Source organism: Pseudomonas sp. Sample_24 (genome assembly GCF_004307605.1).
GTDB lineage: Bacteria > Pseudomonadota > Gammaproteobacteria > Pseudomonadales > Pseudomonadaceae > Aquipseudomonas.
In genome coordinates this window covers 22,997-35,211 of sequence record NZ_RCNW01000245.1, presented here as the reverse complement: position 1 = coordinate 35,211, position 12,215 = coordinate 22,997, and the positions used below count along the sequence as shown (strand labels likewise).

General features: G+C 58.8%; 15 protein-coding genes. 9 read left to right on the top strand and 6 right to left on the bottom strand.

The features are described from left to right. Positions 1 to 398: 398 nt before the first annotated feature. The gene (gene alaC, locus D8V06_RS13670) at positions 399 to 1,616 is read right to left on the bottom strand and encodes an alanine transaminase (RefSeq protein ID WP_056852593.1); all 1,218 of its coding nucleotides are present in this window, start codon (positions 1,614 to 1,616) and stop codon (positions 399 to 401) included. A gap of 137 nt (positions 1,617 to 1,753) precedes the next feature. Here alaC and D8V06_RS13665 point away from each other — a divergent pair, with 137 nt between their 5' ends. The 3 genes from D8V06_RS13665 (at position 1,754) to D8V06_RS13655 (ending at position 3,556) form a co-directional block, all read left to right on the top strand. Continuing rightward, the gene (locus D8V06_RS13665) at positions 1,754 to 2,416 is read left to right on the top strand and encodes a LysE family transporter (protein ID WP_130931129.1); all 663 of its coding nucleotides are present in this window, start codon (positions 1,754 to 1,756) and stop codon (positions 2,414 to 2,416) included. A 67-nt stretch (positions 2,417 to 2,483) separates the two neighbouring features. After that, a complete protein-coding gene (locus tag D8V06_RS13660) occupies positions 2,484 to 2,969 on the top strand; it encodes a GyrI-like domain-containing protein (protein WP_130931128.1) in 486 nt (161 codons plus the stop codon). 98 nt (positions 2,970 to 3,067) lie between these two features. Continuing rightward, positions 3,068 to 3,556 carry an N-acetyltransferase gene (locus tag D8V06_RS13655; protein ID WP_130905164.1) on the top strand — a complete coding sequence of 163 codons (489 nt, stop codon included), beginning with the start codon at positions 3,068 to 3,070 and terminating at the stop codon, positions 3,554 to 3,556. Between the two features lie 66 nt (positions 3,557 to 3,622). Here the strand turns inward: D8V06_RS13655 and D8V06_RS13650 are convergent, their stop codons facing one another. Continuing rightward, positions 3,623 to 4,108 (bottom strand): GNAT family N-acetyltransferase, encoded by a 486-nt coding sequence (locus D8V06_RS13650; RefSeq protein WP_130931127.1) that lies wholly within the window; start codon positions 4,106 to 4,108, stop codon positions 3,623 to 3,625. 141 nt (positions 4,109 to 4,249) lie between these two features. Here D8V06_RS13650 and D8V06_RS13645 point away from each other — a divergent pair, with 141 nt between their 5' ends. The 3 genes from D8V06_RS13645 to D8V06_RS13635 all read left to right on the top strand — a co-directional run bounded on the left by D8V06_RS13645 (position 4,250) and on the right by D8V06_RS13635 (position 6,333). Beyond that, a complete protein-coding gene (locus D8V06_RS13645) occupies positions 4,250 to 4,675 on the top strand; it encodes a nuclear transport factor 2 family protein (RefSeq protein ID WP_056852588.1) in 426 nt (141 codons plus the stop codon). A 74-nt stretch (positions 4,676 to 4,749) separates the two neighbouring features. Further along, a complete protein-coding gene (locus D8V06_RS13640; RefSeq protein WP_056852587.1) occupies positions 4,750 to 5,094 on the top strand; it encodes a YciI family protein in 345 nt (114 codons plus the stop codon). Between the two features lie 3 nt (positions 5,095 to 5,097). Continuing rightward, positions 5,098 to 6,333: an RNA polymerase sigma factor gene (locus D8V06_RS13635; protein WP_130907624.1), complete on the top strand. Its 1,236-nt coding sequence runs from the start codon at positions 5,098 to 5,100 to the stop codon at positions 6,331 to 6,333. 124 nt (positions 6,334 to 6,457) lie between these two features. Here D8V06_RS13635 and D8V06_RS13630 read toward each other — a convergent pair whose 3' ends face one another. Further along, positions 6,458 to 7,312, bottom strand: a complete 855-nt coding sequence (locus tag D8V06_RS13630) for a LysR family transcriptional regulator (RefSeq protein ID WP_130905161.1) — start codon at positions 7,310 to 7,312, stop codon at positions 6,458 to 6,460. A 90-nt stretch (positions 7,313 to 7,402) separates the two neighbouring features. Here D8V06_RS13630 and D8V06_RS13625 point away from each other — a divergent pair, with 90 nt between their 5' ends. Continuing rightward, positions 7,403 to 7,840 carry a multidrug/biocide efflux PACE transporter gene (locus tag D8V06_RS13625; protein ID WP_130905160.1) on the top strand — a complete coding sequence of 146 codons (438 nt, stop codon included), beginning with the start codon at positions 7,403 to 7,405 and terminating at the stop codon, positions 7,838 to 7,840. Between the two features lie 156 nt (positions 7,841 to 7,996). Here the strand turns inward: D8V06_RS13625 and D8V06_RS13620 are convergent, their stop codons facing one another. Together D8V06_RS13620 and D8V06_RS13615 are read right to left on the bottom strand one after the other, a co-directional pair. Continuing rightward, the gene (locus D8V06_RS13620) at positions 7,997 to 8,302 is read right to left on the bottom strand and encodes a PepSY domain-containing protein (RefSeq protein WP_130907626.1); all 306 of its coding nucleotides are present in this window, start codon (positions 8,300 to 8,302) and stop codon (positions 7,997 to 7,999) included. A gap of 189 nt (positions 8,303 to 8,491) precedes the next feature. Further along, positions 8,492 to 9,619 (bottom strand): glycerophosphodiester phosphodiesterase, encoded by a 1,128-nt coding sequence (locus D8V06_RS13615; RefSeq protein ID WP_130905158.1) that lies wholly within the window; start codon positions 9,617 to 9,619, stop codon positions 8,492 to 8,494. Positions 9,620 to 9,837: 218 nt separating this feature from the next. Here D8V06_RS13615 and D8V06_RS13610 point away from each other — a divergent pair, with 218 nt between their 5' ends. Continuing rightward, positions 9,838 to 10,164: a DUF2025 family protein gene (locus tag D8V06_RS13610; RefSeq protein ID WP_130931126.1), complete on the top strand. Its 327-nt coding sequence runs from the start codon at positions 9,838 to 9,840 to the stop codon at positions 10,162 to 10,164. A 57-nt stretch (positions 10,165 to 10,221) separates the two neighbouring features. On the opposite strand, the gene D8V06_RS13605 is transcribed toward D8V06_RS13610, so the two are convergent. Beyond that, the gene (locus D8V06_RS13605; RefSeq protein WP_130931125.1) at positions 10,222 to 10,833 is read right to left on the bottom strand and encodes a TetR/AcrR family transcriptional regulator; all 612 of its coding nucleotides are present in this window, start codon (positions 10,831 to 10,833) and stop codon (positions 10,222 to 10,224) included. A 214-nt stretch (positions 10,834 to 11,047) separates the two neighbouring features. On the opposite strand from D8V06_RS13605, the gene D8V06_RS13600 reads away from it, so the two are divergent. Next, a complete protein-coding gene (locus D8V06_RS13600; protein WP_130931124.1) occupies positions 11,048 to 12,106 on the top strand; it encodes an MBL fold metallo-hydrolase in 1,059 nt (352 codons plus the stop codon). Positions 12,107 to 12,215 lie beyond the last annotated feature (109 nt).

The window sequence follows — 12,215 nt, the reverse complement described above, 5'->3', positions numbered from 1 at the left end:
CATCCTGTCGGTGGTGGGCCTGGGCTTTATTCTGTTGTTGTCGCTGTTCGTCTAAACACACTGCACTGATCGTTTCCATGCTCCGCTAGGGAATGTTGCCATGGAAGCTCTGCGTCCACTGTGACGCGGAGCGTCACGGGATGCATTCCCACGCAGAGCGTGGGAACGATCAGGCACAAAAAAACCGCATCGCTGCGGTTTTTTTGTGGGTGAAAGAAATTTCTGTCAGTCGATGCATTTGTGGCGAGGGAGCTTGCTCCCGTCCGGCGGCGTAGCCGTCGTAAAATCGGCCAACGCGTTATGCCAGAAGAACCGCGGTGACCAGTTTGGGGTTCGCTTCGCAGCCCAGCGGGAGCAAGCTCCCTCGCCACAGGAATGTTGTTGCCACAGGTTTTGTGTCAGGCGTTGGTTTTCGGGGCCAAGCCATCCGCCCTGAACATCCCGCGAATCCCGCGCACCGCCTGGCGAATCCGGTCCTGGTTTTCGATCAGCGCAAAGCGTACGTGATCATCGCCATACTCGCCGAAACCCACACCCGGCGAGACGCAGACCTTGGCCTCGGCCAGCAGTTTCTTGGCGAACTCCAGGGAGCCCAGGTGCGCATAAGCCTCTGGAATCTTGGCCCAGACGTACATCGACGCTTTCGGGTTTTCCACCATCCAGCCCAGCTCGTGCAGGCCTTTGACCAACACATTGCGGCGCTGCCGATATTGCTCGGCGATGTCGCGCACGCACTGCTGATCGCCTTCCAGAGCGGCGATCGCCGCCACTTGCAGCGGCGTGAAGGTGCCGTAGTCGTGGTAGCTCTTGATCCGCGCCAAGGCGTTGACCAGCTCCGGGTTGCCGACCATGAACCCGATGCGCCAACCCGCCATGTTGTAGCTCTTGGACAGAGTGAAAAACTCCACCGCAATGTCCTTGGCGCCCGGCACTTGCATGATCGACGGTGCTTTCCAGCCGTCGTAGACGATGTCGGCGTAGGCCAGGTCATGCACCACCAGCACGTCGTACTGCTTGGCGAGGGCGATCACCCGCTCAAAGAAATCCAGCTCCACGCACTGCGCGGTGGGGTTGGACGGGAAGCCGAGAATCATCATCTTCGGTTTCGGGATCGAGCCGCGAATGGCGCGTTCCAGTTCCGCGAAGAAGTCCACACCGGGCACCAGCGGCACCGAACGCACCTGGGCGCCGGCAATCACGGCACCGTAGATGTGAATCGGATAGCTCGGGTTCGGCACCAGCACGGTGTCGCCCTGGTCGAGGGTGGCGAGCATCAAGTGCGCCAGGCCTTCCTTGGATCCGATGGTGACAATGGCTTCGCTTTCCGGGTCGATGTCGACCTCGTAGCGATTCTTGTACCAGTTGGAAATCGCCCGGCGCAGGCGCGGAATACCTTTGGACGTCGAGTAACCGTGGGTGTCTTCGCGTTGGGCGACGGTGACGAGTTTGTCGACGATGTGCGGTGGCGTGGCGCCGTCGGGGTTGCCCATGCTCAAGTCGATGATGTCTTCGCCACGACGACGGGCGGCCATCTTCAGCTCGGCGGTGATGTTGAAAACGTAAGGGGGGAGTCGATCTATGCGCGCAAAGCGGCGCGGCGAACCTTGTTCGGCCATTGTTGCCTCGGATAACGTAAGCGCCCGGAACCGTCCGAGCGACGCAGGTCTGTGGTGACCTGTGGCGGAATGTACGACCAGCTGTGGCAGACTGTCCAGCCTCCTTGTAAACAAATTTTTCCGAAGGAAATGGAACGATGGAATTCACCAGTGGCTTTTTGCTGAGCCTTTCGCTGTGCCTGGACATCGGCGTGGCCAACATCGCGATGATCACGCTGGCGATGCAACGCGGCTATTTTCAAGGCTTTGCACTGGGCCTGGGGACTTGTGTCGGCGACCTGATCTACGCGGTGCTGGCGCTGGCCGGCATGACCGTTTTGCTGCAATACGAAACCGTCCGTTGGGTGCTGTGGATCGGCGGATCGGCGCTGCTGGTGTACTTCGCGGCGAAGATGATTTACTCGGCGATCCACCATGAGGCGCTGTTGGCGCAGACTGCTGAAGTCGGCCACAACTCCCATCGCAAGGAATTCTTTCGCGGGATTTTTCTCGCCATGTCGTCGCCCAGCGCCATTCTCTGGTTCGCGGCCGTGGGCGGCACGCTGATCGCCCGTTCCGGAGGCGGGGGTGGGTTGAGTTCGGCGCTGTTCCTCGGCGGCTTCCTCTGCGCCGGGCTGCTGTGGTGCGCAGGCGTGTGCTTCGCGGCGAGCCACGGTGGCAAGTTGCTCGGCGACAAATTGCTGCGTTACTCCTACATGGCATCGGCGGCGATCTTCTGCTACTTCGCGGTCTACGTGATCCTGTCTGGCTACAACGAGTTTGTGGGCTCTGGCGCCGTCGAGCAGTTGCACGCCTTGTAACTTGGCGATGCGGGATTGGCTTCTATACTCCCTGCCAAACCCACTTTTAAGCGCCAGGAGTCGAGTCATGGATGAACAAACACGTGTTGAGGTGTCCGAACCCCGCATTGAGCACGGGCACTTTCTGCTAATTGCAGGGCTTGGCGGAAAATTTACCCAGCAAACCGTGAAAGGCATTCCCGAACTCTGGGAAAAATTCATCCCCCATATTGGCAATGTTCCAGGGCAAAAAGGCGAAGTGACCTACGGCGTCTGCTGCAATTTCGATGGCCAGGGCGGTTTCGATTACATCGTTGGCGTTGAGATCAGCAAGCTCGACGATTTGCCGGAAACGTACCGCTGGGTAGAGGTCCAGCCCCAGCAATACGTAGTGTTCGAGCACAAGGGTGCGCTGGAAGACCTGCCGCAAACCTTCCAGTACATCCACGGTACGTGGTTGCCGCAGTCCGGACACGAGCAATTGGCCGCTCCGGAGTTCGAGCGCTACAGCGAAGATTTCAACCCGAAGCTCAACACCGGCAAGCTGGAAATCTGGCTGCCGATCAAGGCGTAATCGAGGCATCGGGGGGGTAGATCGGTAGATTCGTCTCTCGATGTCGCGCAGCCGCTGATTTATGATCCCGGCCTTTCCCTCGCTGATTCCGAGCTGCCATGAACACCGTCATCCGCAATGTCACGCCCGCTGACCTGGACCGCTGCTACGCCATCGAAACCGTAGCCTACGAAGGCGACGAAGCCGCCACCCGGGAAAAAATCGCCACCCGCATCGCCACCTGGCCTGAGGGTTTCATCGTTGCTGAAGTGGATGGCGTGGTAGCCGGTTTCATCAACTCCGGTGCGGCATTTCAGGTGGAAATGTCCGACGAGGCGTTCAAGGAGCTGATTGGCCACGACCCGGCCGGACCGCACGTGGTGATCATGTCGGTGGTGGTGCATCCGGATTATCAGGGGCAGGGTTTGGCGAAACGCTTGATGGGCGAGTTCATCGAGCGCATGCGCGCGCTGAACAAGGCCAGTATCAACCTGATGTGCAAAGAGCGGCATATCCCGCTGTATGCCGGGTTCGGCTTTGCCTATATCAAGCCGTCGGCGTCCGACCACGGTGGCATGGCATGGCACGAGATGGCTCTCAATCTCTAAACCCGACGCAACCCCCTGTAGGAGCGAGCCGGCTCGCTCCTACATTGGTTTTGTATTGATCCCCGGTTAGAAAAACAACCCCATCCGCCGCTCATACCCGATCCGCCCTTTATACGCCTCGCCACTGTCGACAAAACCATACCGGGCATACAGCGCAATGGCGGTGTCGTTGTCCGCATCCACCGACAATTCCAACCCTTTGATCTCCGGCCAAGCCTGGCGCGCAGCCTTGGGCAAGGCTTGCAGGCAGGCCTTGCCGTAGCCTTTGCCTTGCGAACGTTGGTCGACTTGCAGGGCATGCAGGGTGGCGCTGTGTTCATTGGCCCATTCCGGCAATACCGGGGGGCGCTTGAGCAGCAGGAAGGCCACCGGAATGTCTTCAGCCAGCAGGGCAAATCCTTTGACCCCCGGGCCGGGCTTGGACAACAAGGTGTGCAATGCACCGTGGATGTCGCCGCAGAACTTTATCTGCTCGGGATGTACTTCAATGGCCTCGATCTGTTGGCGCTGCAGCGAATTCAGGCTTTCGTATGGCACGAGTCGGGTTGTCACGGGACGGTCCTTTTTCCAACATGATTAGAACCCCGGATTCTAGCGATTCCGGTGGATTGGATTATTTTTATTTCACCTGTCGATTCAACGGATCGCCAGACGACTATGGGTGTCTTCCAACAAAAACCACGGAGAACCACCATGAACTCGCAAACCCAGATCCAGAATCTCATCGAAAGCTATCGCCAGGCCGTCATGGCCAAGGACGTGGATAAAGTCATGGCGCTGTATGCCGATGACATCGTCTCCTTCGACGCGGTCAAGGCTTTGCAATTCAAGGGCAAGTCCGCCTACCGCGCCCATTGGCAGGAGTGCATGCAAATGTGCCCCGGCCCGCACATCTTCGAGTTCCACGAAGTCACCATCGAACCGTCCCAGGAAATCGCCTTCGCCCACTGGCTGGCCCATTGCGGCGGCACCAACGACAAGGGCGAAACACAGGCCTGCTGGATGCGCGTCTCGCAGTGCTACCGGCAAGAAGCGGGGTTGTGGCAGATCGTCCATGAACACTGGTCGGCACCGTTCGACATGCAAACCGGCGCACCGCTGTTCGACCTCAAGCCCTGAGATTTTTTTATCGCAAACAACGCCAAGGTGCCGATCTGCGGCCATAGTTGATCCGTTCGATGAAGGAGAACGCGATGAAGTATTTATGCCTGGTCTACAGCGATGAGCACCTGCTGCATTCGCTGCCGGAGAGCCCGCACGATTCCGAGTGCATGGCTTATGCCGAGTCGATCCAGGGCAGTGGCCGGATGGTCGCCGCCGAGGCGCTGGAATCCGTGCAGACCGCCACCACCGTGCGCATGCGCAACGGCAAAATGTCGATCACCGACGGCCCGTTCGCCGAAACCAAAGAGCAGTTGGCCGGGTTCTACCTGATCGATGCCAAGGACCTCAACGAAGCCATCCAGGTCGCCGGGAACATCCCGGCGGCGCGGGTCGGCAGCGTTGAAGTGCGCCCCGTGCGCCAGTTGAATCCTTGACTGATGGTGGCGCAAGCGGTCAAGGCGCGGGTCGAACAGGTTTATCGTGAAGACTCGCGGCGCATCCTGGCAACGTTGATTCGCTTGCTCGGCGATTTCGACCTCGCCGAAGAAGCTTTGCACGAGGCGTTCTTCGTCGCGGTCGAACGCTGGCAACAGGACGGCGTGCCGGACAACCCACGTACGTGGCTGGTGTCTACCGGGCGCTTCAAGGCCATCGACGTGTTGCGTCGGCGTGCCCGGTTCAATGCTTCGCGGCCATTGTTGCTAGCGCAATTGGAGGCGCTGGAGCAGGCGGACTGGAGTGACGAAGACGTGGAAGATGATCGCTTGCGCCTGATCTTCACCTGTTGTCACCCGGCATTGGCGGCGGATGCCCAGGTGCCGTTGACCCTGCGCGAAGTCTGCGACCTGACCACCGAAGAAATTGCCCGAGCCTTTCTCTCGGCGCCGGCCACCATCGCCCAACGCATCGTGCGCGCCAAGGCAAAGATCCGTGACGCAAAAATTCCCTATCAGGTGCCCTCTCTGGCGGAATTACCCGAACGCCTCGACAGCGTGCTGCGGGTGATTTATCTGGTGTTCAACGAGGGTTATTCGGTGTCTATCGGCGCACAGGTGACCCGCGAAGACCTTACCCGCGAGGCGATTCGCCTCGGCCGGTTGCTGATGGAATTGCTGCCCGAACCGGAAGTCATGGGCTTGCTGGCAATGATGCTGTTGCACGAGTCGCGGCGGGTGGCCAGAACCTCTGCAAGCGGCGAACTGATTTTGCTGGATGAGCAGGACCGAACGTTGTGGAACGGCGCAATGATTGCCGAAGGTTGCGCGCTGGTGGAGCGGGCGTTGAGCAGTCGCCGATTCGGCCCCTACTGCCTGCAAGCGGCGATTGCCGCAGTTCATGCCGAGGCCCCCTCGGTGGATGAAACCGATTGGGAGCAGATCGTCGGACTCTATGACGTGTTGCTGCGGGCGGTGCCTTCGCCGGTGATCGAGTTGAATCGGGCGGCGGCGATTTCCAAACGCGATGGACCGTTGGCGGGTTTGATCCTGGTCGAGGCGATTCTGGCGCGTGGTGATTTGCTCGATTACCACTTGGCACATTCGGCGCAGGCGGAGTTTTGCCGGCAGCTGGGGCGGGTGGAGCAGGCGCGGGCCGCCTATGAGCGGGCACTTGAGTTGACGCAGCAAGCGCCGGAGCGGCGGTTTATCGAGGGACGGCTCAAGGCTTTGGAGTGATGTGACTTCGCCGGCCTCATCACGGGCAAGCCCACTCCCACAGTGGTTTGAGGTGCACACAACTTTTGGTATCGACACAAATCCCTGTGGGAGCGGGCTTGCCCGCGATAGGGCCGAAGGACCTTCACTCCAACATCTTCCCTAACAACCAACTCCCGGCAGACCCCGGTGGATGCAATCGCGACCACAGTGCATCCACCGACACCGTTTTCGGCCAGCCGCGCACGTGCAGTTCCTGCAAGGTGCCCGGGCCGAAGCGCGCCACCAGCCAACGCGGCAACGGCGCCCAGCCAAAACCACCCTGAGCCATTTCCAACAGCATCAAATAACTCGGCGCTGACCACATGCGGCCCTTCGCCCGGCTTTCATAAGGATTGACGATGGTCGCCAGGCGCAACTCACGGTGTTGCTGCAACACGTCCTGGTCAATGTGATCCAGCGCGGCCAACGGATGCATCGGCGACACGAACAGCGCAATCTCCGTGCGTTCGTCCACTGTCGAACTGACCAGGTCCGGCGGATAGCTGTCCTGCATTTCAGCAAAGGCGAGCTGCGCCCGACCGCTTTGCACCAACGCCACCAAGTCATCGCATTCGGCGATCAGGCATTCGAGTTCCAGGTCCGGGTAACGCTGTTCGAAGGCGCTGAGCGAAGCTTCGAAGCGGTCGGACTGGTACGTGTCGGAAAGAGCGACCGTCAGTTTCGCCTCAACCCCTTGCGAGAGCTGGCTGGCAGTCATTTCCAGGCGACTGGTGGCGGCCAGTATGTCTTCCGCCCGTTGCAGTACTACTCGTCCGGCGGGCGTCAGGCCGGGTTTGCGGCTGCTGCGGTCGAACAGCGTCAGGTTCAGGTCGATTTCGAGGCTGGCGACAGCCGCGCTAATGGTCGACTGACTCCGGCCCAGCTTTCTCGCGGCAGCGGAAAACGAACCTTGGGTGGCGGCTTCGACAAACGCCAGCAGCACTTCATGAGAGGCCATGAACTATCGCCTTGATCGATGGTTATTGATTATGAAGTATCGGTTTGTTGGCAGATCATGGCAACCATCGTTACCCAAGGAGTCCTGGCCATGAGCGCCAACAAATCCATCACTGAACGTATCTTCCAGGCGATCGGTTTCGAACTGCTGGCCATTCTGATCTGTACGCCCTTGCTGGCCTGGATCATGGAAAAGCCGATGCTGGAAATGGGGGCGGTCACCTTGCTGATCGCGGCACTGGCGCTGGCCTGGAACGTGATCTTCAACGGCCTGTTCGACCGGTTGCTCAAGCGTTTTGCCATCGCGCACAACGCCTGGGTCCGTGTGGTGCACGCGCTGCTGTTCGAAGGCGGACTGGTTGCCCTTGGCGTGCCCTTGATCGCGTGGTGGCTGAACGTCAGTCTGTGGCAGGCGTTCCTGCTGGATATCGGCGTACTGCTGTTTTTCCTGCCGTACACCTACCTTTATCACTGGGTGTACGACGTGGTCCGCGAGCGGTTGGTTATCCGCTCTACGTGTAACGCGTAACCTGTAGAGGGGCGATCACCAGCGCGACGCCCATCTACAGAAGTGGCGCTTAGTAATCCCGCCGTTTGCGGAACGTCCAACGTCCGGCAATCACGTAAAATTCAGACGCAAAAAAGCCGCACGATCGTCAAATCGTGCGGCTCTTCGCGGTGTGCATCAGTCGTCTTTTTTGTTCTTCAGGACTTCGCCGGTGGCGGCGTTCAGATCCACGTCCCATTCAACGTTTTTCGCGTCGCGCAACTCGACTTCGTACTCGTAACCGTTGAAGTGGTTATCCAGGTCACTGTCGGTAATTGTCGCACCCGGATGCAGTTTCAGAACGATCTGGTTCAACTCTTCCAGTGGCTTGATCTTGCCTTCCTTGACCAACTGAGGAATCTGGTCGACTGGAACATCAGCCTGGGCCAAACCGGCGGTGAGCATCAGGGCGGCAGCGGTGAACAGAGCAGTCAGCGTCTTCATGAGTTCATTCCTTGTGTGAGCTGTTTAAGTGGGATCAGGTTAACTTTGGTAACTTAATCCACCCTTAAAATTCCCTTTGATGTCTTGCATCAATCACTGTGGGAGGGTGGCTTGCCCGCGATGGGGCCGTCAGCTTCAACATCAACGTTGAATGACGACACGGCTATCTCGGGCAAGCCACGCACAGGTTTAATACCCAATATTCTTCAACAGCTGATCGACACTCGCGGCGGCCGGGCGTTTATAGAACTTCAACAACTCGCTGGCGCGGTTGGTAAAAATGCCGTCGACACCGGCATCCATGACCTTCTGAAAATCCACCGCATCGTCGACGGTATAGACGTGCACCAACAGTCCCTGATCGTGGGTGTACTGGTTCATCCACGGTTGCACCAGGTCCGAGTAACTCTGATCGCCACCTTTGGTCAGTGTCGCGGAAGGACCGGTGCCGATCGCGCCCTGGGCTTTGGCGTAGTCGACCCAGCGCTGGAATTCGGCTTTGTCCTTGGGTGCCTGGCTGGCGTAGTAAGCGGCTTTGTCTTTCTCGCCGGATTCGGCAAACGGCACTTTGGATTTCGGTTCGATGCTGCCTTCGCCCACCCACAGCAGAAGGATTTTCGGTACTTGGGGCATTTCCTTTTGCAGCAGTTCCAGGCTGCTCTTCTCGAACGTTTGCAGGATCACCTTGCCTTTACCCTGACCGACCGCCAGCTCGCTCTTCGCCAGTTTCGATCCGGCCGGGCTCAGCCAGCCGCGGTCATGGAGTTTGTCCTTGAGATCGCGTTCGATGCCGGGAAACTGCTTGGGCTCCTTGGTTTCGATGTACAGGCCTGGCTTGTGCAGCGGGTTGCCTTGGGCGATGTCGATGATCTCATCGAGCGTCAGAATTTTCAGGCCTGCATAGGATGGACGCGCGCGATCGGGGTACGCGGTGTTGAACCAACTGCCGGCATCCAGGGTTTTCAGTTCGGCCATGGTAAACGCATTGGCGGGGCTGTCTTTGCGCTCGGGGAATTTGCTGGCGACATCGGTGGTGCGTTGCAGGTTGTTGTCGTGCAGGGCGAACAGCACACCGTCCTTGCTGCGTTGCAGGTCCAGTTCCAGGTAATCGGCGCCCAGGTCACGGGCTAGCTTGTAGGCGGCAACCGTGGACTCCGGTGCGTCGAACGAGGCGCCACGGTGGGCGATCACCGCCGGGTGCGGGATGCCCAGGCGCGTGGCCAATGCTGTGGGACCGGGCTCGCTGGCGGCTTGGACCTGCCCCAGGCCGAGCCAAAGACTCAGCAGCAGGGCGCTTTTGGTGAAGGTTGCAGGCATGCTCGAGATCCTTTCGCGATGGTTTCAAAGAAGTCCCTTTTAGCAACTGAGCGTCATCAACGCTATCGCAAGACCGACACAAACGTATTGAAAGCTGATTTTCGTCAGCGTTTTTGTGCGCTCGTTTGCAGTACGCTTGGCGGCAATTTCCCCTGCAGAGGGAAACAGCCATTGCTCGCCCTGTGTGTAAACCGACAATAAACACTGTGAGGTTTACCATGCGCATCACGTCCCAACTCATCTGCCAGGCCGCTGACCAACTCAAAGGCTTCGTAGGCCTCAACCGCAAGACCGGCCATTATCTCGTGCGCTTCAGCGAAGACTCTTTCGGCAGGGACGTGGCGGATGACGGCATCATTCCCGCCAGTGAATTCGTCTGGGCGCCCGGCTTCGAGGGCACCATGATCCTCAATCGCGAGCTGATTCAATTGCTGCTCGATCAGAACATCGACGAGCGGATCAACATCACCGAACCGCTGCGGGTTTACATGAAACGGCGAGAGGTGCCGGAGATTTCGGCGCTGCGGAGTTTGGTTCGTGGTTGAGGTTTCCACGTTGACTGGGCTTCAGAGCTGAACCCATAACCCGCTTCGACTCGGTATTCATGGCAACTCGTAGCAGGCCAGAAACATGTCCAGCGCCGACTCTGCGACGGTGGTCTGCATTTCGGGCGAAAGACTTGGCAGCCCCATGGAAACTTGCGGCCAGAACGCGAAGGATTTGAGCATTCCCTGAATCTGCTGCGCGGCAAATGCCGGGTCGACTTGTTTCAACCGGCCATCGGCCTGCGCAGCGCGAATCCACACGGTCAGGCTTTCTTCCCGCTCACCCATTCTGGCGACCATGTTCTGTGCGCGCTCGGGGGAATGGATGGAGGCAGCGATGGCCACCCGCGCCAAATCGAGAAAGTTTTCATCACCCAGCATCTGCAACTTGGCCATCAGCATCACGCGCATCTGCTCGCGTAATGGCTGTTGTGGGTGGTAGGACATTTCCTGCTCCGCCGTCACCCGAGTCCACAATTGATTAAGAATTTCGGCGAACAACTCTTCCTTGCTCGGAAAATGGTTGTACACCGTGCGCTTCGACACGCCAGCGCTGGCGGCAATCTTGTCCATGCTGGTGATGTCGAAACCGTTGGCACGGAACTCAGCAATCGCGGCTTGAATGATGGCTTCGCGTTTTCGGTCGGTCAGGCGCTGTGCAACTGTCATAAATCCGCTTCGGCAGAGAGAAAAGGAAAATTACACTCGGTAGTTTACTTGTGGGCGGGATTGATGCAACCTTGAAACTACACTGTGCAGTGTAATGTTTTGTTAATCCTGCCCGGTAAACACTAGAGTGTTCGGCTAATGCGTGCGTGCCTTGGCCATTTATCGTCCCAAGCGGAAAATCGTCAACGCGCGGTTTTTCTGGAGTCATTCAGTTATGGCCAATGCAGTTTCCCCGGCGAATAACGCGTCTACCCTTGATGCCTCTCGACAGGCTCGAGGGCAATTCCAGAACCACACGCCGATACAGCGATTAAGCATCGGCAAAACCCTGCGCATCTTGTGGAACGCGATGTTCCACAAACCGCGCGACACCCGCCCGACGGCACCCGTCCCCGTGCAAGCGCTGACGCAAGCGGCACTGATTGCCGCGCCGAACCACAGCGTCTATCGCCTCGGCCACTCCACGTTGTTGCTCAAACTGCGGGACAAGTTCTGGATCACCGACCCGGTTTTCGCCGAACGTGCCTCGCCTGTGCAATGGGCTGGCCCCAAGCGCTTTCACCAGCCACCCATCAGCCTGGAAGAGCTACCGCCGATTGAAGCCGTGATCCTGTCCCACGATCACTACGACCACCTGGATTACCAGGCCGTGCTCAAGCTGGCGGACAAAGCCAACTATTTCCTCACTCCGCTGGGCGTGGGCGACACGCTGATCAGATGGGGTATCGACGCCAGCAAAGTCCGCCAACGGGACTGGTGGCAAGGCACGGAAGTCGACGGCATCCAGTTCATCGCCACCCCCTCGCAGCACTTTTCCGGCCGCGGCCTGTTCGACGGCAACAGCACCCTTTGGGCTTCGTGGGTGATGATCGACGGCGACACGCGCATCTTCTTCAGTGGTGACAGCGGCTATTTCGATGGTTTCAAACGCATCGGCGAACAGTACGGCCCGTTCGACCTGACGTTGATGGAAACCGGCGCCTACAACGTCGATTGGCCACACGTGCACATGCAACCCGAACAAACCCTGCAGGCCCACATTGACCTCAAGGGCCGCTGGCTGCTGCCCATCCACAACGGCACCTTCGACCTGTCGACCCACGCCTGGTACGAACCCTTCGACCGCATCCTGGAGTTGGCCTGGGAGCGCAGTATTTCGATTACCACGCCGCAAATGGGGGAGGCCTTCTCCCTGAGGCATCCGCAACGGGGCGGGGCCTGGTGGCAGGAGGTGGAACAGCGGATGTTTGAGGAGCAACAGAGCGTCGGATGAGCGGCTACGGCTCGCGACGAACTTTCGTACGAGCCCTGGTGATTTAAGACGACGGATAAATCTGACTGATTCTTTAGGCTGATTCGCGGGTGAGGTCATTGACCCGCAA

Coding starts and splice junctions, on each gene's coding strand:
- alaC (WP_056852593.1), bottom strand. CDS start 1,616: ATGGCCGAACAAGGTTCGCCGCGCCGCTTTGCGCGCATAGATCGACTC.
- D8V06_RS13665 (WP_130931129.1), top strand. CDS start 1,754: ATGGAATTCACCAGTGGCTTTTTGCTGAGCCTTTCGCTGTGCCTGGAC.
- D8V06_RS13660 (WP_130931128.1), top strand. CDS start 2,484: ATGGATGAACAAACACGTGTTGAGGTGTCCGAACCCCGCATTGAGCAC.
- D8V06_RS13655 (WP_130905164.1), top strand. CDS start 3,068: ATGAACACCGTCATCCGCAATGTCACGCCCGCTGACCTGGACCGCTGC.
- D8V06_RS13645 (WP_056852588.1), top strand. CDS start 4,250: ATGAACTCGCAAACCCAGATCCAGAATCTCATCGAAAGCTATCGCCAG.
- D8V06_RS13640 (WP_056852587.1), top strand. CDS start 4,750: ATGAAGTATTTATGCCTGGTCTACAGCGATGAGCACCTGCTGCATTCG.
- D8V06_RS13635 (WP_130907624.1), top strand. CDS start 5,098: ATGGTGGCGCAAGCGGTCAAGGCGCGGGTCGAACAGGTTTATCGTGAA.
- D8V06_RS13630 (WP_130905161.1), bottom strand. CDS start 7,312: ATGGCCTCTCATGAAGTGCTGCTGGCGTTTGTCGAAGCCGCCACCCAA.
- D8V06_RS13625 (WP_130905160.1), top strand. CDS start 7,403: ATGAGCGCCAACAAATCCATCACTGAACGTATCTTCCAGGCGATCGGT.
- D8V06_RS13620 (WP_130907626.1), bottom strand. CDS start 8,302: ATGAAGACGCTGACTGCTCTGTTCACCGCTGCCGCCCTGATGCTCACC.
- D8V06_RS13615 (WP_130905158.1), bottom strand. CDS start 9,619: ATGCCTGCAACCTTCACCAAAAGCGCCCTGCTGCTGAGTCTTTGGCTC.
- D8V06_RS13610 (WP_130931126.1), top strand. CDS start 9,838: ATGCGCATCACGTCCCAACTCATCTGCCAGGCCGCTGACCAACTCAAA.
- D8V06_RS13605 (WP_130931125.1), bottom strand. CDS start 10,833: ATGACAGTTGCACAGCGCCTGACCGACCGAAAACGCGAAGCCATCATT.
- D8V06_RS13600 (WP_130931124.1), top strand. CDS start 11,048: ATGGCCAATGCAGTTTCCCCGGCGAATAACGCGTCTACCCTTGATGCC.